Origin of the sequence: Pseudophaeobacter flagellatus (assembly GCF_021228235.1) — a bacterium.
In the GTDB taxonomy this organism is placed as follows: domain Bacteria; phylum Pseudomonadota; class Alphaproteobacteria; order Rhodobacterales; family Rhodobacteraceae; genus Pseudophaeobacter; species Pseudophaeobacter flagellatus.
The window spans coordinates 545,177-571,208 of the sequence record NZ_JAJQRG010000001.1 but is presented as its reverse complement, the minus strand read 5'-3'; the positions used below and the strand labels follow the sequence as shown (position 1 = coordinate 571,208).

General features: G+C 59.5%; 25 protein-coding genes. 12 read left to right on the top strand and 13 right to left on the bottom strand.

Translation table 11 applies throughout. The features are described from left to right. Positions 1-40 precede the first annotated feature (40 nt). The gene (locus tag LRK71_RS02715; protein ID WP_232400886.1) at positions 41-583 is read right to left on the bottom strand and encodes a putative pterin-binding protein; all 543 of its coding nucleotides are present in this window, start codon (positions 581-583) and stop codon (positions 41-43) included. A 391-nt stretch (positions 584-974) separates the two neighbouring features. On the opposite strand from LRK71_RS02715, the gene LRK71_RS02710 reads away from it, so the two are divergent. Beyond that, on the top strand, positions 975-1,589 hold the full coding sequence (locus LRK71_RS02710) for a response regulator transcription factor (RefSeq protein WP_232400885.1): 615 nt from the start codon (positions 975-977) through the stop codon (positions 1,587-1,589). Positions 1,590-1,626: 37 nt separating this feature from the next. Here LRK71_RS02710 and LRK71_RS02705 read toward each other — a convergent pair whose 3' ends face one another. After that, positions 1,627-2,892 (bottom strand): cytochrome P450, encoded by a 1,266-nt coding sequence (locus tag LRK71_RS02705; RefSeq protein WP_232400884.1) that lies wholly within the window; start codon positions 2,890-2,892, stop codon positions 1,627-1,629. Positions 2,893-3,034: 142 nt separating this feature from the next. On the opposite strand from LRK71_RS02705, the gene LRK71_RS02700 reads away from it, so the two are divergent. After that, a complete protein-coding gene (locus tag LRK71_RS02700; RefSeq protein ID WP_232401136.1) occupies positions 3,035-3,373 on the top strand; it encodes a TfoX/Sxy family protein in 339 nt (112 codons plus the stop codon). 121 nt (positions 3,374-3,494) lie between these two features. Here the strand turns inward: LRK71_RS02700 and ndk are convergent, their stop codons facing one another. Continuing rightward, positions 3,495-3,917, bottom strand: a complete 423-nt coding sequence (ndk, locus tag LRK71_RS02695) for a nucleoside-diphosphate kinase (protein ID WP_232400883.1) — start codon at positions 3,915-3,917, stop codon at positions 3,495-3,497. Between the two features lie 123 nt (positions 3,918-4,040). Further along, positions 4,041-5,243, bottom strand: a complete 1,203-nt coding sequence (locus LRK71_RS02690; RefSeq protein ID WP_232400882.1) for a multidrug effflux MFS transporter — start codon at positions 5,241-5,243, stop codon at positions 4,041-4,043. Between the two features lie 216 nt (positions 5,244-5,459). On the opposite strand from LRK71_RS02690, the gene LRK71_RS02685 reads away from it, so the two are divergent. From LRK71_RS02685 to LRK71_RS02675, 3 genes are read left to right on the top strand one after another with little or no spacing between them, the layout of a single operon-like run. Continuing rightward, the gene (locus tag LRK71_RS02685; RefSeq protein WP_232400881.1) at positions 5,460-7,328 is read left to right on the top strand and encodes an ABC-F family ATP-binding cassette domain-containing protein; all 1,869 of its coding nucleotides are present in this window, start codon (positions 5,460-5,462) and stop codon (positions 7,326-7,328) included. Next, on the top strand, positions 7,325-7,948 hold the full coding sequence (locus LRK71_RS02680) for a MarC family protein (RefSeq protein WP_232400880.1): 624 nt from the start codon (positions 7,325-7,327) through the stop codon (positions 7,946-7,948). The genes LRK71_RS02685 and LRK71_RS02680 overlap by 4 nt, the downstream gene beginning before the upstream one ends. 59 nt (positions 7,949-8,007) lie before the next feature. After that, positions 8,008-8,589, top strand: a complete 582-nt coding sequence (locus LRK71_RS02675) for a retropepsin-like aspartic protease family protein (RefSeq protein ID WP_232400878.1) — start codon at positions 8,008-8,010, stop codon at positions 8,587-8,589. Between the two features lie 81 nt (positions 8,590-8,670). Here LRK71_RS02675 and LRK71_RS02670 read toward each other — a convergent pair whose 3' ends face one another. The 3 genes from LRK71_RS02670 to LRK71_RS02660 all read right to left on the bottom strand — a co-directional run bounded on the left by LRK71_RS02670 (position 8,671) and on the right by LRK71_RS02660 (position 12,134). Further along, complete coding sequence (locus LRK71_RS02670; protein ID WP_232400875.1) at positions 8,671-9,456, bottom strand: PilZ domain-containing protein; 786 nt, start codon at positions 9,454-9,456, stop codon at positions 8,671-8,673. A 728-nt stretch (positions 9,457-10,184) separates the two neighbouring features. Then, positions 10,185-10,643 carry a DNA polymerase III subunit chi gene (locus LRK71_RS02665; RefSeq protein ID WP_232400873.1) on the bottom strand — a complete coding sequence of 153 codons (459 nt, stop codon included), beginning with the start codon at positions 10,641-10,643 and terminating at the stop codon, positions 10,185-10,187. Between the two features lie 6 nt (positions 10,644-10,649). After that, a complete protein-coding gene (locus LRK71_RS02660; RefSeq protein ID WP_232400871.1) occupies positions 10,650-12,134 on the bottom strand; it encodes a leucyl aminopeptidase in 1,485 nt (494 codons plus the stop codon). Between the two features lie 283 nt (positions 12,135-12,417). On the opposite strand from LRK71_RS02660, the gene lptF reads away from it, so the two are divergent. From lptF to rsmA, 6 genes are all read left to right on the top strand, one after another. Further along, positions 12,418-13,563, top strand: a complete 1,146-nt coding sequence (lptF, locus tag LRK71_RS02655) for an LPS export ABC transporter permease LptF (RefSeq protein ID WP_232400870.1) — start codon at positions 12,418-12,420, stop codon at positions 13,561-13,563. After that, on the top strand, positions 13,560-14,663 hold the full coding sequence (gene lptG, locus LRK71_RS02650; protein WP_232400867.1) for an LPS export ABC transporter permease LptG: 1,104 nt from the start codon (positions 13,560-13,562) through the stop codon (positions 14,661-14,663). Before lptF ends, lptG begins: the two co-directional genes overlap by 4 nt. Position 14,664: 1 nt before the next feature. Then, complete coding sequence (locus LRK71_RS02645; protein WP_232400865.1) at positions 14,665-16,827, top strand: LPS-assembly protein LptD; 2,163 nt, start codon at positions 14,665-14,667, stop codon at positions 16,825-16,827. Then, positions 16,812-18,071, top strand: coding sequence for a peptidylprolyl isomerase (locus LRK71_RS02640; RefSeq protein WP_232400864.1), 1,260 nt, complete (start codon positions 16,812-16,814; stop codon positions 18,069-18,071). Before LRK71_RS02645 ends, LRK71_RS02640 begins: the two co-directional genes overlap by 16 nt. After that, a complete protein-coding gene (pdxA, locus tag LRK71_RS02635) occupies positions 18,068-19,096 on the top strand; it encodes a 4-hydroxythreonine-4-phosphate dehydrogenase PdxA (protein WP_232400863.1) in 1,029 nt (342 codons plus the stop codon). The genes LRK71_RS02640 and pdxA overlap by 4 nt, the downstream gene beginning before the upstream one ends. 83 nt (positions 19,097-19,179) lie before the next feature. Beyond that, on the top strand, positions 19,180-20,025 hold the full coding sequence (rsmA, locus tag LRK71_RS02630; protein ID WP_232400862.1) for a 16S rRNA (adenine(1518)-N(6)/adenine(1519)-N(6))-dimethyltransferase RsmA: 846 nt from the start codon (positions 19,180-19,182) through the stop codon (positions 20,023-20,025). A gap of 132 nt (positions 20,026-20,157) precedes the next feature. Here rsmA and LRK71_RS02625 read toward each other — a convergent pair whose 3' ends face one another. The 3 genes from LRK71_RS02625 to prfA form a co-directional block, all read right to left on the bottom strand. Further along, positions 20,158-20,937: a DUF4167 domain-containing protein gene (locus tag LRK71_RS02625; protein ID WP_232401135.1), complete on the bottom strand. Its 780-nt coding sequence runs from the start codon at positions 20,935-20,937 to the stop codon at positions 20,158-20,160. Between the two features lie 225 nt (positions 20,938-21,162). Beyond that, positions 21,163-22,002 (bottom strand): peptide chain release factor N(5)-glutamine methyltransferase, encoded by an 840-nt coding sequence (gene prmC / locus LRK71_RS02620; protein ID WP_232400861.1) that lies wholly within the window; start codon positions 22,000-22,002, stop codon positions 21,163-21,165. Further along, positions 22,002-23,057: a peptide chain release factor 1 gene (prfA, locus tag LRK71_RS02615; RefSeq protein ID WP_232400860.1), complete on the bottom strand. Its 1,056-nt coding sequence runs from the start codon at positions 23,055-23,057 to the stop codon at positions 22,002-22,004. The genes prmC and prfA overlap by 1 nt, the downstream gene beginning before the upstream one ends. A gap of 73 nt (positions 23,058-23,130) precedes the next feature. Between prfA and LRK71_RS02610 the strand changes: the two genes are divergently transcribed. Then, positions 23,131-23,445: a hypothetical protein gene (locus tag LRK71_RS02610; RefSeq protein WP_232400859.1), complete on the top strand. Its 315-nt coding sequence runs from the start codon at positions 23,131-23,133 to the stop codon at positions 23,443-23,445. A 194-nt stretch (positions 23,446-23,639) separates the two neighbouring features. Here the strand turns inward: LRK71_RS02610 and LRK71_RS02605 are convergent, their stop codons facing one another. Genes LRK71_RS02605 through speB (LRK71_RS02595) form a run of 3 tightly spaced genes read right to left on the bottom strand, consistent with a single transcriptional unit; the run spans position 23,640 to position 26,028 of the window. Then, entirely contained in the window at positions 23,640-24,062 is a 423-nt protein-coding gene (locus LRK71_RS02605) for a DUF1499 domain-containing protein (protein WP_232400858.1), read from the bottom strand. Positions 24,063-24,119: 57 nt separating this feature from the next. Next, positions 24,120-25,067 carry an agmatinase gene (gene speB / locus LRK71_RS02600; RefSeq protein WP_232400857.1) on the bottom strand — a complete coding sequence of 316 codons (948 nt, stop codon included), beginning with the start codon at positions 25,065-25,067 and terminating at the stop codon, positions 24,120-24,122. Next, entirely contained in the window at positions 25,060-26,028 is a 969-nt protein-coding gene (gene speB, locus LRK71_RS02595; protein WP_232400854.1) for an agmatinase, read from the bottom strand. The genes speB (LRK71_RS02600) and speB (LRK71_RS02595) overlap by 8 nt, the downstream gene beginning before the upstream one ends. Positions 26,029-26,032: the final 4 nt, after the last annotated feature.

The following is a 26,032-nucleotide window of genomic DNA, read 5'->3' as shown; positions in this document are numbered from 1 at the left end:
TCTGGCGCCTTGCTGTCTCACAGCATCCCAGTTCCTGTCGTCACTGCGGCGTCGCCTCGACAATCAGGCGATCCAGTTGCCAGACACTGCGGGAATAGACCGCCTCACTGCGATAGGCGGCGTCGCTGTCATAGGGATAAACCACCCACAAGGGACCCTTATCACGTAAAGACATTAGCTTACCATTGCGTTGAAAGGCAATCATCGCGCCGCCCTCAACGGCATCCGATACTGGCACTTCCACCATATAATCATTCACCGCACGCGCCTTGATACTGGTGGTTTTGAGGCCCTGTTCCTGCTGAAGCCGTGCCAGGATATCCACCAATGGCACCCCGGTAAATTCTTGCGGGCCGGTTGTCCAAATGGTCGCCGTTGTAAAGCTCTCGACGTCAAAGCCCTGCAGATCCTGGAGAGAGAGGCGTAGCAGCGGCGCATCGCCCCCTTCCTGGGTCACTGTCAGCAAAACCGGTTCTTGCCCGGGCTGGGTCTCTGCCCGCGCCATGCCAGTATCACCAGTCGCCAACAGGCCAAGCAGGCCACATAAAAAAGAAAACGAAAATAACATCTTCCAGCGTTTCATATGTCTTTCTCCAATTTTCCAGCAGCCCCGTTTGCGCACCAGCTAATGCCGTACCACAGAAGCGAGCCCTCTATCTGTCACGAACCCTGACACATCTGGCGCGAACTCTCATCCACGCCTCAGGATACCGGGCCTATCCTTCGGTATAGGCCCGGTATCCGACCGCCTAGAAAGACCGGGCAAGGCCCCACCTTCAGCAGATTACAAAGGTCACCGAACACCCCACAATATATGAGCGCCAAGCCCAACACCCCGCTCAACAACCACAGCCAGATCACAGGCTGTCAGCCTTACAAAGAAGCGCAGAGAATTGTCCTGAAAACTTTATGGAATTGAAAGACTTCTAATTGTAGGTTCAAAGTGAACCCAGTTGAACAGGTCACAGAAATTCATGCGTATCCTGCTAGCAGACGACCACGATATGGTCCGCGAAACAATCTCCGCCTATCTCGAAAGCAAAGGCGATGCGACCGTTGCTTTGGCCACCGACATCGACGAGGCTTTACGCACAATTCGCGATGCGGGGCCGTTTGATCTCGTTTTGCTGGATTATCAGATGCCCGGAATGAACGGGCTGGTGGGGCTTAGCGCTGCGATCGAAGCCAATGGCGGCAAGGGTGTCGCCATCCTGTCCGGCAATGCTCCGGCCAAAACCGCACAAGACGCGCTCAAGCTGGGGGCGATTGGCTTTATTCCCAAAACCATGGGGGCGCAGTCCCTGCTCAATGCGGTGCGTTTCATGGTCGCCGGAGAGGTCTATGTTCCGGTTGATCTGATGCGGGAAGAGGCCACACCATCAACCCATCCGCTGGCAGAGAAGCTCAGCCCGCGTGAATTTCAGGTGCTGGAAGGGCTTTGCAAAGGCCAGGCCAACAAGGAAATCGCCCGCGACCTGGATTTACAGGAAGTGACAATCAAGCTGCATATGCGCACCCTATGCCGCAAGCTGGATGCAAAAAACCGCACCCAGGCCGCGATGACTGCCAAAGAGGCCGGCCTGTTCTAGACTCTGGCCCCGACTGCAGGCTTGCCGCTGTCCCTGCTCACCCCGCGGCTGACTGCCCCTCTGTCCCGGACAGGCGCGCTGGCAGGGCTGCGTAGCCGCGAAAACGCATGCGCCCGCCATCCCGCCGCCCTGGTAGAATACTGTAGTCGGGAAAGCTTGCGAGAAAGCGCTCGAGCGCAATTCTGCCTTCCAGCCGAGCCAATGTCAGCCCGACGCAGACATGTGGCCCACCCGCAAAGGCCAGATGGCGATTTGGCTTGCGCGCGATGTCAAATTTTGTGGGCTCGGCAAAAACCTGTGGGTCACGGTTAGCCGCGCCAATCACCAGATGCAGATTGCTGCCCGCCGGGATCGTCACCCCGCCAATCTCTACCTGATCTGTAGTTTCACGATTGCCCAATTGATTGGGGGAGCGATAGCGCAGTACCTCTTCGATCGCAGTTTTCATCAGCTCTGGCTGCGCCAGCAGTCGTGCCTTTTGCACGGGATAATCGTGCAAAAGGGCCAATCCGTTTCCAATCAGATTTGTTGTGGTCTCATGGCCCGCGTTCAGAATGAAAATGCAGTTCTGAATCAATTCTATCTCGCTCAACCCCTCTGCCCCCTCCGGTCCGGTTTCGGCATTGATCAGCCGGGTCAGCACATCGGTTTCGGGATCACCCGGCGCGGCCCGGCGGCGCGCCACCAGATCGCCCAGATAGGCCTTGAACTCGGCAACGGCGCGATTGCCGCGCGCCAGAGTTTCAGCGCTGAGCGCAGGTTCCAGTGCGCCCAGAATGGCCAGCGACCAATCGCGCAGCGGTGCGCGCTCATCCGCGGGGACATCCAGCAGATTGCCAATGATCTCGATTGGAATGCAGGCGGCAAAATCCTCGATCAGGTCCACCTCGCCGCCGCTGTCCATCTGCGCCAGCAACCGGTCTACAGCCACAATCAACCCCGGCTCCATCCGGGCAATGGCACGCGGCGTCAAGGCCGAGGTCATCACCCGGCGTACCCGCGTATGCAACGGCGGGTCGGAAAACACCAAAGAGCTGGTGTGATGCTCAAACAGTTCGGACTCGGGGCCAAACTTGGGGGCAAAGGCCGCCTTTTTATCGGATGAAAACAAGGTCGTATCGCGGTATATCCGGTCAAGATCCGCATGGCGACTGATCACATAGGACCCATCCTTTTGCGGCAGCACCGGCGCCTGCGCCAAAAGCGCATCATAGATGGGAAAAGGATCTTCGACAAAGCCGTCAAAAGGCGCAGCGAGATCAAAATCTCTGACGTCAACCGCCGGTGTGAGATCTGCGGACATGGACAAGGTGGCTCCTCCGATGAAACTGCGCGCAGGGTCCGCCACGAAACCACAACTGTCAATCACATCCGGCGCAGGCAGAGGCTGAAAATTGGCAAAACCTTTGGGTGACAGCCCGGCAAACCCGGTCTATGTTCGCTCTATGTCCACGCCAATTTCAACCATCCGCAATCTCGGCCCCGCCTATGAAGAGGCCTGTAAACGCGCCGGGATTCACAGTGCGGAAGAGCTGCGCAGCCTAGGTGCCGACACTGCCTACTCACGGCTGCTGGCCAATGGCAGCAAGCCGCATTTCATTGGCTATTACGTGCTGGTCATGGCGCTGCAGGGACGGCCCTGGAACGATTGCAAAGGTGAAGAAAAAAAGGCCCTGCGCAAACGGTTTGACGCCATCAAGGCGCGCAGCTTTGACGCGGGGCTTTCAGAGTTTGAGCGTATCCTGGATCAGATTGGCGTGATCGAAAAATCCGCCAGCGCCTAGCGCCGCCCCATGCGCTGACAGCGCCGGGCCGACCTAACCAAAGGGGACATCGCCATAAAAAAGGGCCGCACCGGCACAAGACCGATGCGACCCAATTTCGTTTTCAGATCAAAGCGGTGGCTTAGCCGACCAGCTCCAGACCAGAGAAGAAGTAAGCGATTTCAACAGCAGCTGTTTCAGGTGCGTCGGAACCGTGCACCGAGTTTTCGCCAACGGATTCTGCAAATTCGGCGCGGATGGTACCGGCTGCCGCATCGGCTGGGTTGGTGGCGCCCATGATTTCGCGGTTTTTCGCGATGGCGTTTTCACCTTCCAGAACCTGGCAAACGATAGGCTCGGACGACATGAACTCGCACAGTTCGTCATAGAAGGGACGCTCGGCGTGCACTTCATAGAATTTGCCGGCCTGTGCCTTGGTCAGCTGAATGCGCTTTTGTGCGACGATGCGCAGGCCAGCTTCTTCGAATTTGGCGTTGATCGCGCCGGTCAGGTTGCGGCGGGTAGCATCGGGTTTGATGATCGAAAAAGTGCGTTGCAGAGCCATCGGGTGTTCTCCATTTAAAACCGGCGCCAGAAATTCTGCGCCATATGATCGCGCGCCGCCTACCATGCCTGTAGGCACATGGGAAGAGGGAGAGTTGCGCGCCACGTCAAAAAGGCGACCGCTTTAAGCGGTTTCCTCCAGCGGCTCATGGATATCCAGCCAGCAGACATAAAGGGCCGCAGCCAGGGCGCAGAAACTGGACAGCAGGATAATCGACAAGACCATGAATGGCGCATTGTCAGGCGTCACCAAAAAACCGGTTCCGGTGGTCAGCAGCGCCCCCAGCGCCACCACAACAGCCCCCGACAGGCCCGAGGCACTGCCTGCCAGATGCGGCCGCACCGACATTAGGCCCGTGCTGGCATTGGCCACAGTCAGACCATTGCCAAAGCCCACCGCAATAGCAGAGCCAAAGAACACGAGCGTCGCTCCCTGCCCGGCCAGAAACAGGCTCAATCCAATCAGCGGGCCAATAACCGCTGCCAGCCGCCCCGCAAGGATCAGCGTGATCAGCGGCACCCGCCGCGCCAGCAGGCCGGTGACAAAATTGCCAACCATGAAGCCACAGGTGATGATCCCGATCCCCACCCCCAAGAGCGCCGGGTTCAAATCGAACCAGGCCGCCGCTACCAGCGGCGCCCCAGTGATAAAGGCGTAAAACCCCCCGATGGAAAAGGCGAGACAGAAGCTATAGCCCCAAAACCGGCGCGCGCGCAGCAGCTCTGGGTAGCTGCGCATCTGCGCCCCGAATGTGGCGGCCCGCTGGTGATTGGTTTCGCCCCAATCCCCCCAGCTGAGCAAGAGCACGCTAAGCCCCAGAACCGCATAGAGCACAAAACTGGAGCGCCAGCCAAAGGCAATGTCCAATGCGCCGCCCAGCATCGGCCCCAGCATCGGGGCCAGCGCCATTGCCATGGTGACATAGCCCAGCTTGCTGGCCGCCTCTGCGGTAGAGTACATATCGCGGATGGCCGCACGTGACAGCACCTGCCCTGCCACCACAGCGCCCTGTAACATGCGAAAGCCCAGAAACACCCAGATTGATTCTGCCAGCACGCAGCCCACCGAGGCCAGCGCAAAAACCAGCATCGACACCACCAGAACCGGCCGCCGCCCATAGCGATCCGACAACGGCCCCATGATCAGCTGCAAAACCGCCGACAACGCCAGATACCCGCCAAGCGACAGATTCACCAGACTATAGCTGCTCTCAAAGTCGGCCGCGATCCGCGGCAGCGATGGCAAGAACATGTTCAGCGACAAAACCGCCAGCGCGGTGCTGAAGATCAGCGTCACAAGATGAGGAGCACTCTGCGCAGCCCGCATTATTTCACCAGAAAGTTGTCGCTAGTGCCCCCTGCTATCAGCAAGCCCTGCGCCAGGCCAGCCCCGCCAATCCATTGCTGTTGCGTGACGCAGCGTGCGCCGCACCCCTTTACAAGGTGCCAATCCGCGCCAGGCAGGGCCAAGACGTGACTGAACCCACAAATGCCACCCAAGACGCATTGACAAGGCGCGGACACTGCGACAGTGGATGGCCCCATGCTACGTATTCAGGATATCACCTATTCGGTTGAAGGCCGCCCTCTGTTCGAAGAGGCCAGTGCCACCATTCCCAACGGCCACAAAGTAGGGCTGGTGGGGCGCAACGGCACCGGCAAGACCACCTTGTTCCGCCTTATCCGCGGCGAGCTGGCGCTTGAGACAGGGTCGATCACTCTGCCGTCAAAGGCCCAGATCGGGGGCATCGCGCAAGAGGCCCCCTCGTCCAATGTGTCGCTGATAGACACTGTGCTGGCCGCTGCCACCGAACGGGCCGCCTTGATGGCAGAGGCCGAGACCGCAACAGATCCCACCCGCATCGCCGAGGTGCAGACCCGGCTGGCCGATATCGACGCCTGGTCCGCTGAAGCGCGCGCCGCCTCGATCCTCAAAGGTCTGGGTTTCGACGAAGAGGCACAACAGCGGCCCTGCTCTGACTTTTCAGGTGGCTGGCGGATGCGGGTTGCCCTGGCGGCGGTGCTGTTTTCCGAACCGGATCTGCTGCTGTTGGATGAACCGACCAACTATCTTGATCTGGAAGGTGCGCTCTGGCTTGAGGCCTATCTGGTCAAATACCCCCATACAGTGATCATCATCAGTCACGACCGGGAACTACTGAACCGATCCGTTGGCGGCATCCTGCATCTGGAAGACCGCCAGCTGACCTATTATGGCGGCAACTATGATCAATTCGCCCGCCAGCGTGCTGCCAACCGGGCAAATCAGGCCGCCCAGGCGAAAAAGCAAGACGCCCGCCGCGCCCATTTGCAAAGCTTCGTCGACCGCTTCAAGGCCAAGGCAAGCAAGGCAAAACAGGCGCAAAGCCGCGTCAAAATGCTGGAAAAGATGGAAACCATCCGCGCGCCCGAAGATGCCGCGCGCACCGTTTTCACCTTTCCCACCCCGGAAGAGTTGTCGCCGCCCATCATCGCCACCGAAGGCGTCAAGGTCGGCTATGATGACAAGGTCATCCTGAGCCATCTGGATCTGCGCATCGACCAGGACGACCGCATCGCGCTGCTGGGCAAAAACGGCGAAGGCAAATCGACCCTGTCGAAAATGCTCTCGGCCCGTTTGGCGCCGATGGGGGGCAAGATGGCGCAGTCCAGCAAGCTGCGCATCGGCTTCTTTGCCCAGCATCAGGTGGACGAGCTGTATATCGATGAAACCCCGCTACAGCACCTGATGCGCGAGCGGGCCACCGAGGGCCAGCCGCGCCTGCGTGCGCGCCTAGCTGGATTTGGCCTTGGTGCCGACCAGGCCGATACCGAAGTGGGCCGCCTTTCGGGCGGGCAAAAGGCACGCCTGTCTCTTTTGCTGGCCACCTTGGATGCGCCACATCTGCTGATCCTCGATGAGCCGACCAACCACCTTGATATCGAGAGCCGTGAAGCCCTGGTCGAGGCGCTGACCGCCTATACCGGCGCAGTTATTCTGGTCAGCCACGATATGCACCTGCTCAGCCTGGTGGCCGATCGGCTCTGGCTGGTTTCCAAAGGCACCGTCAAACCCTATGAGGGCGATCTTGCCTCGTACCGGGCGCTGCTGCTGGAGAAAGACAAGCCCGCGCCCAAGCCCAACGCCAAGGCCGCCAAAAAAGAAAAGCCGAAAGCCGCACGCCCCTCGCGCGAGGCAATTCTGGCCCTGCGCAAAGAGGCGCGCAAGTCTGAGGAACGGGTCAACAAGCTCACTCAGATGAAGGACAAGCTGGATGTGAAACTGGCCGATCCAGAGCTTTACGAACCCGAGAAAAAAGACGAAGCTCGGGTTTGGCAGGGCAAACATAGCGAAGTAATCGTAGCGCTGGAACGCGCCGAGCTGCTTTGGATGCGGGCTCTGGAGAAATTGGAAAAAGCCGAGGCCCTATGATCGACACCGCCTTTTTGATCACCTCTTTTGTGACGCTCTTTGTGATCATTGATCCCATTGGCCTTACTCCGATCTTTCTGGCGCTGACACAGGGGGCCACCCCACAGGAACGTCGCTCTATTGCGGTGCGTGCCGCCTTGACCGCCATGGCGCTGCTGGCGCTGTTTGCCGCCTTTGGCGAGGCGGTGCTGGGCTTTGCGGGCATTTCCATGGCTGCCTTTCGCGTAGCGGGCGGTGTGCTGCTATTTCTCACTGCGCTGGACATGTTGTTTGAGCGGCGTACCAAACGGCGCGCAAATCAGGGGGAAGAGGCCACTGCGGCAGAGGATCCATCCGTCTTTCCGCTCTCTATCCCGCTGATTGCAGGCCCTGGTTCGATTGCGACGGTAATCCTGCTATCGGGGCAAAAACCGGGGTTGGAAGGCTTTGCCCTAGTCATGTGCGTGGTGCTGAGCGTATTGATGCTGATGCTGGTGATGTTTCTGGCCTCTGGTCTGTTCGAACGCGCGATTGGCAAGACCGGCATCAATGTGGTGACCCGACTGTTGGGAATGCTGCTGGCAGCGCTCAGCGTGCAATTTGTGCTGGACGGGCTGCGCGATTTTGGCTTTGCCACCTAAGACGCCACAGCAGCCTGCCCCAACCGCCCAACGGCTTGTCACCAAGAAGGATCACACGCGTGGAAAATCTTGATTTTGGTCGCCTGATCTATCTGGTTCTGCTGCTCTGTGCGGTTGGTTCCTGGGTCTTGGTGCAGAACCGCCAAGGCCTAAGCAAAACTGTACAGCAACTGGCAATCTGGGGCTTCATCTTTCTCGGCGTGATTGCGGCCTACGGGCTGTGGGGCGACATCCGCCACACCCTACGCCCGCAGCAATCCGTCGTGGGGGCCGCCGGGCAGATCACGGTTCCGCGGGCGCCGGATGGGCACTATTATCTGACCCTGACCGTCAATGGCGCCGCGATAGAGTTTCTGGTCGATACTGGTGCCTCTGAGGTGGTGCTAAGCGCGCCAGACGCTCGCCGCGCCGGGTTTGAACCGGAAACTCTGGCCTATCTGGGGCGCGCCACGACCGCCAATGGCGAGGTGCGCACCGCTTCGATCCGGATCAAGGAACTGGCCCTGGGCCCCATTCACGACCAAAATCTGCGTGCCTGGGTCAATCAAGGAGAGATGGATAAATCACTTCTGGGAATGACCTACTTGCAACGCTGGTCCAGCATCGAAATCCGCAACGGCGCGCTGGTTTTAACCCGCTAGGCAGTCGCCGGATCGCCAGGCGGGGGCACTGTTCTGTCTGGCACCTGAGGCCTTGAACTTGAGGTATGGGGCCATGCGCCGCTAACGAGAGGCCACTAATTGATCCAGGTATTCCTGTGCCAGCATCTCTCTAAATTCCAATCCCAGATAATCGCCATTTTTCCACAAGACGCGGGCCATAAATGACCATGGATCATAGGTCACCGTGTGGTCAGAAAAGTTCAATCTTTTCTTGGGAAGATGCACTTCCAATTCGGCCCCGACATCACAGGCCAAATCTTCGGACTTAACCTTGGCCCCCAACCGACTGACATCCACAATCTGGCCTTCGGCCATTTCTGCCGAGCCTGCGGTACCGATCGTACAGGCGGCGCGACAGATGAAGCGCTTTTTCCTTCTGGAGTTTGTCTTATGGATCCGATCAAAGATGACAAAGGCCGCCACACCAAGAATAAGAATGCTGATGGCACCAAAGCTAGCGGTCTTGGTTGAGACCAAGAAGTCGCTGCTGGCGGCATCCCCCGCCTTGATCAAGCGGCCATTCACATCCATGCAGGGCAGCACCACCAGTTGCCTGCGATATGTGTCCAGCTTGTCACGCAGGTGCAGTTTACGCGCGGCACTGGCTGCTTTGAACTGGCCGCCTATCGTTTTGATTTTCAGAAAGGTTTTTTGCAGAGCCAAGAATTTGGCAGTTGGGCCACCAATCTTGTCAAAGCCTTGCGCGGCGAGGCGCAGGCGCAGATCCACAACCGGGGTCCTGTTGATGAATTTCGCCAGCCGTACCGACGATTCGGGGTTAGCGCCACTTTCGACGTGATCCAAAAACTGTTCACTCAGGTGAAGCAGGGTTACTAGCTCACTCAAGACGCTACAGTTCCTATCCCGCGAGCCAGCAAAGGTCGTGCTGGGAGTCGCCAGAGCCAGGATCAGCAGCAAAACGGCAGAGGCGCCGCGCCAAGCCGCTGCCATGGGCCCAAATCGCCTGCCGGGGCCGACTTTACTGCAGTTTTTCATCGCATTTTCACCTAAACATCGGACAGTCTGAAGCCATAGTCCTGTCTGATCTCAAACCTGTTATATTTACGTCCTTCGACCGCCCAGACCGAGCCACTGCACGGGTGCTGTTTCAGCCCCTTCTACCATTGGTAAAACTCGCTAAAAATTCCTTACTTTCAACTCAGGCACGAGGGAAATTTTATAACAATGCAATCCAGAGTGGAGGCCTATTTACAGGACCTCCCAGCGGGCAAACCCATTCAAATACCAACAATCAGCCCCAGAAGGTAGCAGCATAGATCGCGGTTTTTGCTGCAAAGGACCCGGTCACAACAAAGGCTGATTTTCAACTTCCCACAGACAGGCACATCGTGCCGGGAGCATTTGCGCATCAACTGTTGGAAAAACCGGGATGGCAAGGCCCGTTCAATAAGGCGTACAGGGCGAGAAAAATTTCTGTCTCTGTCAGAACGGCCGCCGCAGAGTCCGCACAGCGCGCCAATAAGAGAATCACATCTGGCAAATCGTGGGGCGCAGAACCTGCACAGCCGGATCGCCTCGGCGCAGGGTTTGACATCAGGCGCGGTGGCTCGGGATTAGGCCTCTGCCTTCATCTCCCAGCGCCCAGACTCTTCGGACCAATACTGCGCCGAACACCCTGCGCCCGTCAGCGATTTCCATTGCACACGGGCCTGTTGCACGGCGTCTTCGTCGGTACCATCAAACAGGATGCAGACCCGTTGCAGGGCCTGCACCTCTTCTGGGGTCAGCGGCGCGCCATCCACCGTCATCAAACAATCAGGGTGATTTGGGCTTTCTTGGCTGGTGGTCAGCAAAATGGGTTGCAGCGCATCATGGGCACCGCCCGACAGGCCATGCGCCAAAAAGCTGTCATCCCGGCCCTGCCAGAGCGTTTCATCCAGCCAGGCCATGCGCCCAACGTCCTGACCCCGCACTGCAATGCGCCAGCCCACACCGCGCGCCTTTTGCAACAACACTGGCAGTGTCTCTTGCAGCGGGCGGCGGGTCAGGTGGTAGAAATAGGCGGCTCCCATTGTCGGTTATTCTTCGGTCTCGAAGCGGTCCTGCACCAGACGATTCAACGCCATCACACCCCAGCCGGTTGCCCCCTTTGGCGCATAGGAGGTGGCTGATTTCACCGAGGCGACACCGGCGATATCAAGGTGCATCCAGGGCATGTCTTCCTTGATGAACCGCTTCAGGAACTGCGCCGCAGTGATAGAACCCGCCGGACGGCCACCGACGTTTTTCATATCGGCAAGGCGCGATTTCAGCTGATCATCATAGCCCTGCCCCAGAGGTAGGCGCCAAGCCCCTTCATCTGCGGCCTCCGCCGCCTTCAGGAAACCATTGCACAGGCTGTCATCATTCGAAAAGACCCCGGCGTTTTCATGGCCCAGGCCAATGATCACCGCACCAGTCAATGTCGCCAGATCAATGACGCCACAGGGTTTAAAGCGTTCCTGCGCGTACCACAGCACATCACAAAGCACCAAACGCCCCTCGGCATCCGTGTTGATCACCTCGATGGTGTCACCCTTCATGGATTTCACCACATCCCCCGGACGGGTTGCATTGCCCGAGGGCATGTTTTCCACCAGCCCGACCAGGCCGACCACATTGGCACGGGCCTTGCGCAGAGCCAGCGCCTTCATGGTGCCAACCACAACGCCAGCGCCGCCCATATCCATGGTCATCTCTTCCATGCCCGCCGCCGGCTTCAGGGAAATACCGCCCGTGTCAAACACCACTCCCTTGCCCACCAGCGCCAGCGGGGCTGCGGCCTCGGCGCCGCCCTTCCACTGCATCACCGCCACGCTAGAGGGGCTGTCAGAGCCCTGCCCGACACAGAGCAAGGCCCCCATGCCCAGCTCTTCCAGCGCGGCCTCATCCAGAATTTCCACCTCAAGCCCAAGCGCAGACATCTCTTCGATACGCCGCGCGAATTCGACGGTGGTAAGCACATTTGCGGGCTCGTTCACCAGATCACGGGTCATATGCACCCCTTCCGCCACAGCGGCCAAAGGCGCGTAGGCGGAGGCCATGTCATCGACAGATTTATGCGCAACCGTGATCGTTGGCAGATCAGTCGGCGCATCGTCTTTGGGCGATTTGTGACTGTCAAAACCATAGCTGCGCAGGGCGATGCCCATCGCCAGCTCTGCGGCTTTGGACATGGCACCAGCCATCACCGTCAGATTTTTTTCTGGGGCTGCTGCCGCCAGTTTTGCCCCTGCCTTGCGCGCCTCAGTTGGGGAAACGCGCCGTGGCAACACCAGCACATGCAGGGCCTCGGCCATCAAACCGGCCGGCCAGGCAAGGGTAATCACCGTTCCAAGCTTATGCTTGTCAAATCCAGGGGCTGCGATCAACCGGGCCAATGCGCCTTTGGTCAGCCGGTTCGCAGTGCGCGCGGCCTGATCCATAACGCCCCCTGGGGTCACCAGAACGGCAATATGTCCGGTCATGCCCGACAGCTCTTTTGGATCATACTCGGCAAAGCGAATGGCGGGCAAAGTGCTCATGTCTAGGGCTCCTGTCGGGATCAAATCTGGAATTGCTTTGCCAATAGGTAGCTTGCCCCCCGCGCAATGGCCAGCCCCCACAGGCAAGAGCACAAGACGCAGTGGCGATTGGGCTTTGGCATTAAACCTTCGCAGCGGCGGGTGCCGCTCTGCGCTTTGTCGGGGCCGCACCTGAGGCTAAAGCTTCGCCAGAACACGGATTTGCACCAAATTGCAGTTTTCCCCGCAGAACAATTCCTTTATGGTTTGGTAAAATGATAATGGCAGGGTCTGGGGGGATCGAGTGTCACGCTTCGACAGATACGTCCTGTCGCAATATCTGCTGTTATTCAGCTTTTTTGCGCTTATCTTAGTTGCCGTCTTCTGGGTGAACCGGGCGGTTGTCCTGTTTGATCGCCTAATCGGCGACGGTCAGACAGCGCTGGTGTTCTTTGAATTCACCGCCCTGGCGCTGCCCAACCTTATTCGCATGGTGCTGCCAGTGGCGGTCTTTGCCTCGGCGGTCTGGGTCACCAACCGATTACAGGGTGAAAGCGAACTGACGGTTCTGCGGGCCACGGGGACCAGCCCCTGGCAAATGGCGCGACCTGCGCTGGTCTTTGGGCTGATCACCGGGCTGATGATGTCGGTGCTGACCCATTTTCTGCTGCCCAGTTCGATCAATCAGCTGGCGCTGCGCGAACAGGAAGTATCCCGCAATGTGACCGCCAAGCTGCTAACCGAAGGAAATTTTCTGCACCCCGCCAAGGGCGTGACCTTTTATATCCGCCAGATCAACACTGACGGCACCTTGAATGATGTCTTCTTGTCCGATCGGCGAGACCCGAATAACAGCGTCACCTACACCGGTGCCCGCGCCTTTATTGTGCGCGACGGAGAGCGCACCCACCTCATTATGGTTGATGGAATGGCACAGCGTTTGGATCTAGAAAAACGGCAGCTTTCGACCACAAAATTTTCTGATTTTTCCTATGACATCAGCTCTTTGACCGACAAATCCTCTGTATCAAATCGCAGTATCAGGGCGATTCCCAGCTGGGAGCTGTTTCAAAACCGTGACCTGATCCCACAGTCGGACGGCTACACCCCAGGTGCCCTGGCAGAGGAGTTCCACCTGCGCTTTGCCCGCCCCTTGATCTGTGTTGCCGTGGCGCTGATCGGGTTTTCGGCGCTGATGCTGGGGTCCTACTCGCGCTTTGGCGTCTGGCGCCAGGCTCTCTTGGCCTTTTTGCTGCTGATCCTGGTTGAAGGGCTGCGCAGCGTCGTGTCCGAACCCGTAATGAAAAATCCTGACCTTTGGCCGCTGATCTATCTGCCGGCGCTGACCGGGCTTGCAATTGCAATGGGATTCTTGCAGCTGGCGGCGCGGCCGCCGATGCTGCAACGGCGCGGTATCGCAACTGCAGCCAAGCAGGAGACCCGGTCATGAAGCTGGACCTCTACTATGCGCGACGCTTTTTCCAGTGGTTCGCCATCATCTGCAGCGTCCTGATGACCCTGGTCATGCTGATTAACCTGAACGAACAATTCCGCCGTTTTGACAGCGTTGACATTGGCGCCGGGAAGCTCTTGGGCTTAACCCTGCTGAATGCGCCCGCCGCGCTGAGCGAATTTCTACCACTGATCATGATCCTGACCACAATTGTGCTATTTGTCGGGCTGGCCCGCAGCAGCGAACTGGTGGTGACGCGGGCGATTGGGCGCTCTGGCATCCGGGCGCTGGCCGCCCCGGTTTTGGTTGCCGGGCTCTTGGGGCTTTTGGCGGTAAGCACGCTCAACCCGATTGTTGCCGCCACCAGCAACCGGTACAAAACCCTGGCCGATACCTATCGCAACGGCGGGCCTGCTGTGCTGTCGCTCTCTGGCGAGGGCCTGTGGCTGCGCCAGGGCAGCCCATCTGGGCAATCTGTAGTCCATGCCACCTCTTACGGCGGCGGGCAGGATGACATTATTCTTTATGACGTGACCCTTATCGAATATGCGACAGGCAAGGGGCCGGTGCGGCGGATCATCGCCAAGAGCGCCAGGTTGGACGGGGAAGAGTGGCTATTGCGTTCCGCCAAAGCCTGGCAATTGGCAAATGGCGTCAATCCGGAAAAATCGGCCACCACCCATGAAACACTGCGGCTGCCGACCTCGCTGACCCAGGATCGTATCCGTGACCGGCTGGGATCGGCCGATGGCATTTCGATCTATGACCTACCAAGCACCATCCGCGACCTGTCCCAGGCAGGGTTTTCCACCAAACGCTATCAGGTCTGGTACCAGGTAGAACTCGCCCGGCCGCTGTTCCTGATCGCTATGGTCCTGGTGGGGGCTGCCTTCACCATGCGCCATGCGCGCTTTGGTGGCACCGGGCTGGCGGTACTGACCGCTGTGCTCTTGGGGTTTGGGCTGTACTTCATACGCAATTTTGCGCAAATCTTGGGGGAGAACGGCCAGATCCCGGTAGCACTTGCTGCCTGGGCACCGCCGGTGGCCTCTATTCTGCTGACGATGGGACTGCTATTACATGCTGAGGACGGATAATATGCGCCGCGCCCTATTGCTCTCGGTGGTTCTGCCATGGCTGGCCGTTGCCCAGCCTACCGTCGCACAGGGCACAGGCCCCCTGCCCGCCGCAGAACAGCCGGCAGTGCTGGTTGCCGATCATCTCTTCATCACCCCGGAACGCCAGCTGATTGCCAAGGGCAATGTCGAAGCATTCAGGGGCGATGTCCGCCTGCAGGCCCGGCAGATCACTTTTGAAGAAAGCTCTGGCACCCTACAGATCGAAGGACCAATCCGCATTGATCAAGGCGGCGATATCACCATTCTGGCCGATGCCGCCGAGATGGACCGCGATCTGCGCGATGGGCTGCTAACCGGTGCCCGCATGATCTTCAAGCAGCAGCTGCAAATGGCCTCGCTGGAAATGGCCCGTGTTGGCGGCCGTTATACCCAGCTCTACAAGACCTCTGTGACCTCTTGCCATGTCTGCGATGACGGCGAGCCGCCGCTCTGGCAGATCCGGGCCGAGCGGGTGATCCATGATCAGGTCGAACAGCAGCTCTATTTCGAAGGTGCCCAGGTCAGGGTGCTGGATGTACCTGTTTTCTACTTTCCCGCCGTGCGCCTGCCGGACCCTTCGCTGAAACGCAGCACTGGCTTCCTGGTACCTTCGACGCGCAGCACCTCGAACCTGGGAACCGGGATCAAGGTGCCCTATTTCTTTACCCTGGGCGAGAGCCGGGATTTGACCCTGGCGCCCTATATTTCCGGCAGCACCCGCACCCTGGATGCGCGCTACCGCCAGGCTTTTCGCCGCGGCAAGATTGAACTGAACGGGGCCTACACACGCGATGATCTGCAGCCCGGCGATGACCGTGGCTATCTCTTTGCCACCGGCCAGTTTCACCTAAAGAACGATCTACAGCTGGAATTTGATCTCAAATCCGTCTCGGACAATGCCTATATTGCCGATTACGGCCTGCCCGACCTGGATCGCCTGCGGTCTGAGATCACCCTGACCCGCGCAAGACGCGACAGCCTGCTGCGTGCCGGCTTCATCAAGTTTAAGACCCTGCGCGATAGCGAAGACCAGGATCTTCTGCCCTCGAACATTGGTGAAATCTACTACCAGAAACGCTATTTCCCGCTCTCCATCGGCGGCGAAACACGTCTGACACTGGAAGCGCATGGCCACAACCGCACCTCGGACATGGAAGGGAACCAGACCGCAACCAATGGCCGCGATCAGGGCCATATTACTGCCGATGTCGACTGGCGTCGCCACTGGCTGCTGGCAGGCGGGCTAGAGGTCGAGTGGGCCTTGGGGGCCGCAGTAGACGGCTTCACCACCTATGACGATTCTTATTATGATGAACACAGTTCACGGCTTACCCCGCGGTCGCGCCTGACCCTGCGCCTGCCAATGTCCAAAACGGATGCCAGCGGTGCGACGCAGTTCCTGGAACCCATCGTGCAACTGGGCTGGAGCAACACCATCGGCGAGGATACCGCCCACGATGAGAGCAATTTTGTCGAATTTGATCAGGGCAACCTCCTGTCGCTTTCGCGGTTCCCGGCATCGGATGCCCGCGAAGACGGGCTGTCGCTGGCTTACGGGCTAAATTGGGCCCGCTTTGCCAGCACCGGCTGGCAGGCCTATGCCACACTTGGCCAGGTCTTGCGCCAGGACAGCGATCCCCGCTTCACCAAAAGCTCGGGGCTGGGCGGGGTCACGTCGGACTTGCTGCTGGCCGGGCAATTGAAATTCAGCGACGGCATGGCGCTGACGGCACGTGGCTTGCTCAATGATTCCCTCAACTTCTCCAAGGCAGAGGTTCGCGGCGACTGGTATCGCGATGATCTGTCCCTGTCCGGCAGTTATCTCTGGCTTGGCACCGACCCCGCCGAAAGCCGCAGCGCCGAGACCTCTGAAATCTGGCTGGATGGCTCCTACGCGGTCTCAGCCAGCTGGGAGGCCAGTGCCAACCTGCGCTACGATATCTCAGATGCGCGGGCGACCCGGGCCGGCATTGGCCTTGCCTATAGCAATGAATGTGTGACGGTCGACCTTTCGGTAAACCGGCGCTATACCTCAACCACAAGCGTCGATCCCTCAACGGATTTTGGGTTCTCAATCTCCATGAACGGGTTCTCAATCAATAACGGCAGCAAACAGTACAGGCGATCATGCAAACACTCTTGACCCAGGCCTTCTCCGCTTCCCTGATGCGAAGCTTTTCCAGAACCGCAGCCGCCGCCACGCTGGCGCTTGGGCTGGTTTCCGCGGCCACGCCCCTGGTGGCGCAGGGGCTGTTTTCGCCCGCTATTACCGTGGATGGTGCCGTCATCACCAATTACGAATTGAAGCAGCGCGCCTTGTTCATGGGCATCCTGCGCACCCCAGGCAACCCAGAGATCATGGCCCGCAAGGAGCTGATCAATGATCGGCTCAAACTTGCGGAAATGGCCAGGGTTGGCATATCTCCCAGCGAAGAAGAGATCACTGCTGGCATAACGGAACTGGCCGGGCGGGCCAATCTGTCCTTGAATGAATTCCTCAAGGTGCTTGGCGAAAACGGGATCGAGCCGGAAACAGTGCGCGATTTCACCAAGGTAGGCCTGGGCTGGCGGGAATATGTCAGCTCGCGCTTTTTGGGCCGTGCCCGCCCCACCGAGGCAGAGATCGACCGCGCCATGGGCCAGGCCGGAGCGGGCGGGGTACAGGTGCTGCTCTCTGAACTGATCGTGCCGCTCAACGAGCAGAACGTCCAGCAGGTGCAGGAATTGACCGATCAGGTTGGGCAATTGACCAGCCAAGCCGCTTTTTCCGCCGCCGCGACCCAGTACTCCGCCTCGGACAGCCGCGCCAACGGGGGCAAACTGCCTTGGATGAACCTGACCAAACTGCCGCCGCAGTTGCAGCCTGTGGTACTTGCGCTAGATCCCGGCGAAATCACTGAACCGCTGCCGCTGCAAGGCGCCGTTGCCATGTTCCAGATGCGCGGTGTGCGCGAAGTAACAGGCGGCAGCCAGCGGTATTCGGCAATCGAATATGCCGCCTACTACATTCCGGGCGGCCGCAGCCCCGAAGCCCTCGCCCAGGGACAGAAAATTGCCAATTCCATTGACAGCTGTGATGATCTTTACGGTGTTGCAAAGGATCAGGACCCCGCCGTGCTGGATCGCAAGAGCCTGACCCCCAGTGAAATTCCCCAGGACATTGCCATTGAGCTGGCCAAGCTGGACCCAAATGAGACCTCGCTGACCCTGACCCGCAACCAGGGCCAGACGCTGATGCTGCTGATGCTCTGCGGCAGAAACGCCGAACTGGGTGAAGGCGAATCCCGTGAAACAGTCGCAAATGCTCTGACCCAACAGCGGGTTGAATCCTTCGCCGACAGCTTTCTGGAACAGCTGCGGGCGGATGCGCTGATCGTCGAGAAATGACCGCCGCAGCCCAGGGAGAGGCTGCCTCGGCTACGCCAAGAGCGCTGGCCCCTGTGGCGCTTAGCTGTGGCGAACCCGCCGGAATTGGCCCGGAAATCGCCGCCATGGCCTGGCAACAGCTGAAAGACAGTTGCCCGTTCTTTTGGATTGGCGATCCGCGCCATCTGCCTGCGGGTCTGCCAGTGCAACTGATCTCGCACCCACAAGAGGCGCTGGCCCATGCGGCACAGGCGCTGCCGGTTCTGCCGCTGGAATTTGCCGGCGATACCACCAAGGGCCGCGCCGATCCGGCAAATGCGCCTGGAGTGGTGCAATCAATTCAGCGCGGGGTAGAGCTGGTGCAATCGGGACAGGCCGCTGCGCTGTGCACTGCCCCCATTCACAAGAAAGCGCTGATTGACGGCGCTCAGTTTGCCTTTCCCGGCCATACCGAGTTTCTGGCCCATCTGGCAGGTCGCGCCCGCGTGGTGATGATGCTGGCCAGCCCGGCACTGCGGGTGGTGCCTGCCACCATTCATATCGCACTGGCCGATGTGGCAACCGCCCTGACCCCTACGCTGCTACAAGAGGTGATCGAGATCACTGCCCAGGGGCTGCGCCAGCAGTTTGGCATTGCGCAGCCGCGGATTGCCGTCGCCGGGTTGAACCCACATGCCGGCGAAGGCGGGGCCATGGGCCAGGAAGAAATACGCTGGATCAATACGTTGATTGCAAAGCTTGATGCCGAGAGCGAGGCGCTGACCCTCACTGGACCGCATCCGGCGGATACGCTGTTTCACGCCGCCGCCCGCGCCCGCTATGATGCGGCCATCTGCATGTATCATGATCAGGCGCTGATCCCGATCAAGACGCTGGACTTTGATCGCGGCGTCAATGTCACCCTAGGGCTGCCCTTTATCCGCACCTCGCCGGACCATGGCACCGCTTTTGACATCGCGGGCACCGGCCAGGCCAATCCTTCTAGCCTGATCGAGGCGCTGAAACTGGCCCAGAGCATGGCGCAGCGCGCCGCACCGCCCTCTTGACGCGTTACATCCCACTGCCTATTCCGGCCCAACCCTCTCTTTGACTGGCGCCCCGCAAGGTCGCGCGCCCTGGACATATAGATATGAGCGCAATCGACAGCCTGCCTCCGCTGCGCGAGGTCATCGACACCCATCAGCTTCTGGCACGGAAATCACTGGGGCAGAACTTTTTGCTGGATCTCAACCTCACCGCCAAGATCGCCCGTCAGGCCGGCGATTTGAGCGGCTGCGACGTGCTGGAAATCGGCCCCGGCCCCGGTGGGCTGACACGGGGGCTGTTAGCCGAAGGAGCGCGGCGGGTGCTGGCAGTGGAAAAGGACAGCCGCTGCATGCCGGCGCTTGCCGAAATCGCTGCGGCCTATCCGGGCCGGTTGGAGCTGATCAATGGCGACGCGCTAGAGGTCGATCCGCTGCAACATCTGACGCCGCCAGTGCGGGTTGCTGCCAATCTGCCCTACAATGTCGGCACCGAACTTCTGGTGCGCTGGCTCACCCCCAAGGACTGGCCACCGTTCTGGCAAAGCCTGACCTTGATGTTTCAACGCGAAGTGGCCGAACGTATCGTTGCCCAGCCCGGCACCAAGGCCTATGGCCGCCTGGCGCTCTTGGCGCAGTGGCGCGCTGATGCGCGTATCGTGCTGGCCCTGCCCCCCGAGGCCTTTAGCCCGCCACCCAAGGTGCATAGCGCCGTGGTGCATCTGACCGCGCTGCCCAAGCCGCGCTTTCCGGCTGATGCCGCAACCCTGTCGCAGGTGATTGCTGCAGGCTTTAATCAGCGGCGCAAGATGCTGCGCGCCAGCCTCAAAAGCGTAGCCCCCGGCATAGAGGACCACCTGCGCGCAGCAGGCATCGCCCCAACTGAGCGCGCCGAACAGGTCAGCCTAGAGCAATTCTGCGCCCTGGCCCGAAGCCTCAAGCCGCTGGACTAGCCCGCGAACAGGCACAGCACTTGATCCAGCCCCTGTCACTGCAAGCAAACCATCAGACATAAAAAAACCGGTGCCCGAAAGGACGCCGGTTTTTTGTTGGGCTGTTCAAACAGAACAGCAAACAGAAGGGCCCTATTCAGCCGCTTCTGGTGTATCCTCTGGCTTGGCCTTGGGCTTTGCCCGCGCACGTGGCGCGCGTTTGGGCTTGGCTTCCTTGGCCTCCTCCGCAGAAGATGCCTGGGGATCCCCTGCGCCGCTTGCTTCCTGCTTTGGGGCAGGTTTGCGGCTGCGTGGTTTGCGGCTGGCCGGTTTTTTTCCGGCCCCTGCTGGCTCTTGCCCCTGCTGGCCCTGACCATGCTGGCCCTGGCTTTCTGGGGTTTCAACCAGACCGCTCTCCTGTGCCGAAGCATCAACGCCGTCATCGACCGGTGCCCTCGCGGCATCGCGCGGGTCCAGGACCTCGGGCTGCGGCGCGGTGGCCGGATCCGCATTGGTGGTGTCACCAGCCTCCCGGCGGGGGGCTGCAGCAGGCTGTTGCTGCGGCTGCTGTTGATTGGCAGAGGCTTCGCGCTCCTGCCTTTCAAGACGCTCTGCGCGTTCGCGATCGCGCTCTGCCTGGCGTTCGCGGTTTTGCCGTTCCTGATCTTCGCGCCGCGCGTCGATTTCGCGCTGCGCTTCGTTCAACAGCCGCAAGTAATGTTCCGCGTGTTGCTGAAAGTTTTCAGCAGCCACCCGGTCATTGCTGAGCTGCGCATCGCGAGTCAACTGGTTGTATTTATCGATTATTTGTTGCGGGGTCCCGCGCACCTTGCCCTCAGGGCCGGAGCTATCGAAGACCCGATTTACAACATTGACCCCATTGGGGCGGTTCCGGTTCGACTTGGAACGCGAACGTGATTTTGACGATCTCATATGCCTAACGTCAGCCTTAATTTCATGTGTCATGGATCCAATGCAGCGCATCCCGGCGCCGGATGATCGACTATTTTGGGCTTGGTGTCGCTGGGAGGTAGAGTAACCTCGCCGTTATTGAGCGACACTTTGAGTAACCACTTTCTACCGCCCCAGACAAGGGGCGCACCTCATATTTCCTACATTTTCTTTCAAAAATAGAAATTTTCGCGACAAAATGCCACTTTAGGTCGGCCTTTGGGCGGTAACAACGCGGTCACGCCCATCCAGATCCGGGAGAATGCGCAGATCGACTAGGCCTGCCTCTTGCAGCATTTTTGCCACCGCCTGCCCTTGGGTGGGGCCAATTTCAAGGCAGACCCGCCCGCCAGGACGCAGATGCATCATCACCTTGGCGGCAATTGCGCGATAGGCGCCCAAACCATCGCCGCCATCGGTCAACGCCATATCGGGCTCATGACCGCGCACCTCGGGCGACAGGCCTGCCATTTCATCCAGGGCAATATAGGGAGGATTAGCGGTGATCAGATCAAATTCGCCGCTGACATTGGCAAACCAATCCGATTGCTGGATATCAATGCGGGCCTCCACCCGGTGCAGCACCGCATTGGCGCTGGCTTGCAGACAGGCGGCCTCGCTCAGATCCACCCCCAGCCCCGATGCGCGCGGGTTTTCCGCCAGCAGCGTCACCAGAATGCAGCCCGAGCCAAGGCCAAGATCCAGCACCCGCTCAAACGGCTGAGCCAGGGCCACCTCAATCAGGGTTTCAGTTTCCGGGCGCGGATCCAGCACATCTTTGGAAACTTTGAAACGGCGGCCATAAAATTCACGCTCGCCAATCAGATGCGACACCGGCACCCGGACCGCACGCAGGGCTATCAGTTGCTCGTAGCGGTCGGCCACTTCAGGGGCAAGCTCTTCTGGCGCGATCAGGGTGACGCGGCTGGCCTCTATGCGGGCGGCATGCGCCAGCAGAATACGGGCATCGCGTGCCGGATCCTCCACTCCTGCGGCCCGCAACCGCGCCGCAGCGGCGGCCATGGCCTGGGCAGCCGTGCCTGCCATCACTGCCCCATCTCAGCCAAGAGCCGCGCCTGATTGTCTGCCGTCAGCGCATCGATAATTTCATCCAAATCCCCCTGAAGGATTTGGTCCAGCTTATAAAGGGTAAGGTTGATCCGGTGGTCAGACATCCGCCCTTGAGGAAAGTTATAGGTGCGGATCCGTTCTGATCGATCGCCCGAGCCGACCTGGCTGGCGCGATCGGCAGACCGTTCGCCATCAATGCGCTGGCGCTCCAGATCATAAAGCCGGGCGCGCAGAACCTGCATCGCAATCTCGCGGTTTCGGTGCTGCGATTTCTCGGCGCTCACCACCATAACGCCGGTGGGAATATGGGTGATACGCACCGCAGAATCGGTGGTGTTGACGTGCTGCCCACCCGAGCCAGAGGCGCGCATGGTATCAATACGAATGTCGCCCGGATCGATCATCACATCGACCTCCTGGGCTTCGGGCAGCACCGCCACGGTGGCCGCCGAGGTGTGAATCCGGCCACCGCTTTCAGTGACGGGCACCCGCTGCACCCGATGAACGCCGCTTTCGTATTTCATCCGGGCAAAAACGTTTTCGCCTTTGATATGGGCCACCACTTCCTTGATGCCGCCCAGTTCGGTGACCTGTTCTTCGATGATGTCAAACTTCCAGCCGCGCGCTTCGGCGTAGCGCTGGTACATCCGCAGCAAATCACCGGCAAACAGGGCCGCCTCATCGCCACCCGTACCGGGGCGAATTTCCAGCATGGCCGGACGGGTATCGGCTTCATCCTTGGGCAACAGCGCCAGTTGCAGCGCCTGCTCAGCCTCTGGCAGGGCCGCCTGCAGGCTGGGAATTTCTTCTTCCGCCAATTCCTTCATATCCGGATCTGCCAGCATTGCCTTGGCGTCGTCCAGATCAGTCAGCAACTGGCGATAGGCGGTGATCTGTTCGGCCACCGGCTTGATCTCGGAATATTCCCGCGCCAAGTTGGCGATCTCGGCGCCACTTGCCCCCTCTGCCATCACGGCTTCAAGATACTGAAACCGTTGCAGGATCTGCTCTAGCCGCTCTTCGGGGATCATCCGTGCCTCATCCTCTTTGGGGTATCGTCCTGCCGCTTTGGCATAAAGGTCTCTTCTGTGATATGCTAGCCGCATGCAACATGCCAGTGCCCTTATCGCATTCCTGTTCACCTACCTTGCCCTCCCCGCGCTAGCGGATGTTCAGGGGCCAGGGGGCACGGTGATTGATTGCTACTGTACCGACAAAAGCGGCGCCCGGGTGGAGCTGGGCGAACTGCGCTGCCTGAACGTCGATGGGCGCCAGTTCATGGCCCAGTGTCAGATGTCGCTGAATGTGCCGATGTGGCGGGAAGTGCAGACAAATTGTCTCTCGGCGAGCCTGTCGAATCCTGCGCGCAAAACCGCGCTGCAGCACACTGCACCAGACGGGGCCCTGCCTGCCCTGTAGCACAGCTGCTGCGGCAACCAGGCGGCGCGCGCCCTGCGAACAGGCTGAAACCACCTGGATACACGCCCCACCAACCCCAGCTAGCAGCCGACCAGAACATGTTGCGCAAAAGTGCCACCAATCATGAGCAGCTAAAACACGCGAAATCAAATGCGTGGAACCAGTCACGTGACTGCAAATGAACGCGACAGTCTCTAATCTGCAAGCTTGGGCATCAAGGACAGCCAGGCGTCAATCCGCGCCTTGTTGACGCCAAGATCAGAACGGCCAAACCGCAGTCGTGCATAAACCTTGAGCAGATCGCCGTCCTGGCGCGCCGTGGTATAGTCGGGAAAGCCGATGACCTTGGTACGGGTCACATAGGTCGCCTGACCGTCCTCGACCGATCCGGACAGCAGATTGGTGCGCGCCGCGCCCGAGGCAATGCGATCAAACTGGCGCAGCCCATCCGGCCCCGTACGCACCACCCGAAACACGCCGCCGCGAAACTCCTTGTCTTCGGTCAGTTCTGGCTGGGTGTTCCAATCAAAAGGATCAACCGGGGCCAGCCTGATAAAGCCCACAATCACCACGGCTGCGGCCAGCAACACCCAAGCCAGTATCATGATCCTACCCATCGCAGCCCCGCCCTCTTGCCTGATGTGCCCCCCAATGGATGGGCCATGCGCAGCAGCTTAGCGTGATTTCACACCAGGAAGAACGCACATCATCTCATAGAGCAAATTCGCCGCAGTCAGGGCGGTATTCCCTGAGGGATCATAGGGCGGCGAGACCTCGACGAGGTCGCAGCCGACAATGTTCAGCCCCTTCATGGCGCGGATCAGTTCAAGCGCCTGGGGCGTGGTCAGCCCGCCTATCTCTGGCGTGCCGGTGCCGGGCGCATAGGCCGGATCCAGGCTGTCGATATCATAAGAGATATAAACCGGGCGATTGCCGATATCGCGGCGAATTTCCGCGCCCATATTGTGCAGTTGCCGCCCCCACAGCTCTTGCGCGGGGAAGTGCTGAAAACCCCAGCCCTGCGCTTCGGTGAAGTCATCGGCGCCGTAGCCGGTGCCGCGAATGCCGATTTGATAGGTCTTGTCGGCGACGATCAGCCCCTCTTCATAGGCGCGGCGAAACACGGTGCCATGGGTTTCTCGCTCACCAAACATATCGTCATTCACATCCGCATGGGCATCGACATGCACCAAGGCAACGGGGCCGTATTTGGCCGCAATCGCCCGCAGGATAGGCAGGGTGATCGAATGATCCCCGCCCATTGCCATCGGGATCACGCCGCCCGCCAAGATGGCATTGTAGCTATCTTCGATGATGCGCAGCGATTCTTTCAGCGAAAAGGTATTGATCGCCAGATCGCCGATATCCCCGGCATTCAGGCTGTCAAAAGGTGCCGCCCCTGTCGCCATGTTATAAGGGCGCAGCATGGCGCTCTCAGCGCGGATCTGTTTCGGGCCAAAACGGGTGCCAGAACGCCAGGAAGTGCCAATATCGATCGGCACCCCCAGAAAGGCCACATCCAGGCCATCAAGCGAGGTTGCCTGCGGCAGCCGCATAAAGGTGTTTGGCCCGGAAAACCGCGCCAGATCATTGCCACTAATCGGTTGATTAAACTCAGCCATTTTCTCTCATATTCCAGCCCAGAAGGCAGATAATTTCCATTGCCACATGCGCCCCAGCCACTGCGGTCGCCCCTGTGGTATCAAATAGAGGCGAAACCTCCACCACGTCGCCGCCCTTGATATTGATCCCTGCGATCTCGCGCAAGATGCGGGCAGCCTGTGCCGAGGTCAGCCCGCCCCAAACAGGGGTGCCGGTGCCAGGGGCATAGGCCGGGTCCAGCCCGTCGATGTCAAAGCTCAGATAGGTCGGCTTGTCCCCCACGATCGCCTTGATCCGGGCTGCGGTCTCAACCGGGCCAATTTCGTGCACGGTGGGCGCATCAATGATATTGACCCCCAGCGTATCCTCGACCGTGGTGCGAATACCCACCTGCACCGAGGTGGCCGGATCGACAATGCCCGATTTCACCGCCTTGTAGAACATGGTGCCGTGGTCGACGCGGTCGAAATCATCATCCGGCCAGGTATCGGGATGGGCATCAAACTGCACTAATGACAGTGGGCCGTATTTTTCGGCATAGGCCTGCAGGATCGGAAAGCTGATATAGTGATCGCCCCCCAGCGTCACCGAGGCGGTATCGGTGGCCAGAATGCCGCGAATATGGTCACGTAGCGCATCGGGGAAGGCCGCGACATTTGCATAGTCAAAGGCCATATCGCCATAATCGGCAATCGCCAGCTCGCTTAGCGGGTCATAGCCCCAGCCATAGGGCGGATCAAAAGGTTGCAGGCTAGAAGCCTCGCGGATAGCGCGCGGGCCAAGACGGGTGCCGGGGCGATTGGTCACCGCCTGATCAAAGGGCACACCGGTAATGGCAATATCAGCATGCGTCAGGTCTTTGGTATAACTGCGGCGCAGAAATGACAGCGCCCCGCCAAAACTGTTCTCAAAGCTGAGCCCCTTGAGATCATCGCGTGTGAATGCCTGATCCACCTGCGTTTTTGCGTCTTCCAGTGCCATGGGT

Excerpts from the sequence above, each read along its gene's own strand:
- LRK71_RS02645 (WP_232400865.1), top strand. The coding sequence starts at position 14,665 with ATGCGCCGCGCCCTATTGCTCTCGGTGGTTCTGCCATGGCTGGCCGTT.
- LRK71_RS02605 (WP_232400858.1), bottom strand. The coding sequence starts at position 24,062 with ATGGGTAGGATCATGATACTGGCTTGGGTGTTGCTGGCCGCAGCCGTG.
- LRK71_RS02660 (WP_232400871.1), bottom strand. The coding sequence starts at position 12,134 with ATGAGCACTTTGCCCGCCATTCGCTTTGCCGAGTATGATCCAAAAGAG.
- LRK71_RS02710 (WP_232400885.1), top strand. The coding sequence starts at position 975 with ATGCGTATCCTGCTAGCAGACGACCACGATATGGTCCGCGAAACAATC.
- rsmA (WP_232400862.1), top strand. The coding sequence starts at position 19,180 with ATGAGCGCAATCGACAGCCTGCCTCCGCTGCGCGAGGTCATCGACACC.
- prmC (WP_232400861.1), bottom strand. The coding sequence starts at position 22,002 with ATGGCAGGCACGGCTGCCCAGGCCATGGCCGCCGCTGCGGCGCGGTTG.
- LRK71_RS02625 (WP_232401135.1), bottom strand. The coding sequence starts at position 20,937 with ATGAGATCGTCAAAATCACGTTCGCGTTCCAAGTCGAACCGGAACCGC.
- LRK71_RS02680 (WP_232400880.1), top strand. The coding sequence starts at position 7,325 with ATGATCGACACCGCCTTTTTGATCACCTCTTTTGTGACGCTCTTTGTG.
- LRK71_RS02715 (WP_232400886.1), bottom strand. The coding sequence starts at position 583 with ATGAAACGCTGGAAGATGTTATTTTCGTTTTCTTTTTTATGTGGCCTG.
- ndk (WP_232400883.1), bottom strand. The coding sequence starts at position 3,917 with ATGGCTCTGCAACGCACTTTTTCGATCATCAAACCCGATGCTACCCGC.
- prfA (WP_232400860.1), bottom strand. The coding sequence starts at position 23,057 with ATGATCCCCGAAGAGCGGCTAGAGCAGATCCTGCAACGGTTTCAGTAT.
- speB (WP_232400854.1), bottom strand. The coding sequence starts at position 26,028 with ATGGCACTGGAAGACGCAAAAACGCAGGTGGATCAGGCATTCACACGC.
- LRK71_RS02685 (WP_232400881.1), top strand. The coding sequence starts at position 5,460 with ATGCTACGTATTCAGGATATCACCTATTCGGTTGAAGGCCGCCCTCTG.
- LRK71_RS02705 (WP_232400884.1), bottom strand. The coding sequence starts at position 2,892 with ATGTCCGCAGATCTCACACCGGCGGTTGACGTCAGAGATTTTGATCTC.
- pdxA (WP_232400863.1), top strand. The coding sequence starts at position 18,068 with ATGACCGCCGCAGCCCAGGGAGAGGCTGCCTCGGCTACGCCAAGAGCG.
- LRK71_RS02665 (WP_232400873.1), bottom strand. The coding sequence starts at position 10,643 with ATGGGAGCCGCCTATTTCTACCACCTGACCCGCCGCCCGCTGCAAGAG.
- LRK71_RS02690 (WP_232400882.1), bottom strand. The coding sequence starts at position 5,243 with ATGCGGGCTGCGCAGAGTGCTCCTCATCTTGTGACGCTGATCTTCAGC.
- lptG (WP_232400867.1), top strand. The coding sequence starts at position 13,560 with ATGAAGCTGGACCTCTACTATGCGCGACGCTTTTTCCAGTGGTTCGCC.
- LRK71_RS02640 (WP_232400864.1), top strand. The coding sequence starts at position 16,812 with ATGCAAACACTCTTGACCCAGGCCTTCTCCGCTTCCCTGATGCGAAGC.
- LRK71_RS02700 (WP_232401136.1), top strand. The coding sequence starts at position 3,035 with ATGTCCACGCCAATTTCAACCATCCGCAATCTCGGCCCCGCCTATGAA.
- LRK71_RS02610 (WP_232400859.1), top strand. The coding sequence starts at position 23,131 with ATGCAACATGCCAGTGCCCTTATCGCATTCCTGTTCACCTACCTTGCC.
- speB (WP_232400857.1), bottom strand. The coding sequence starts at position 25,067 with ATGGCTGAGTTTAATCAACCGATTAGTGGCAATGATCTGGCGCGGTTT.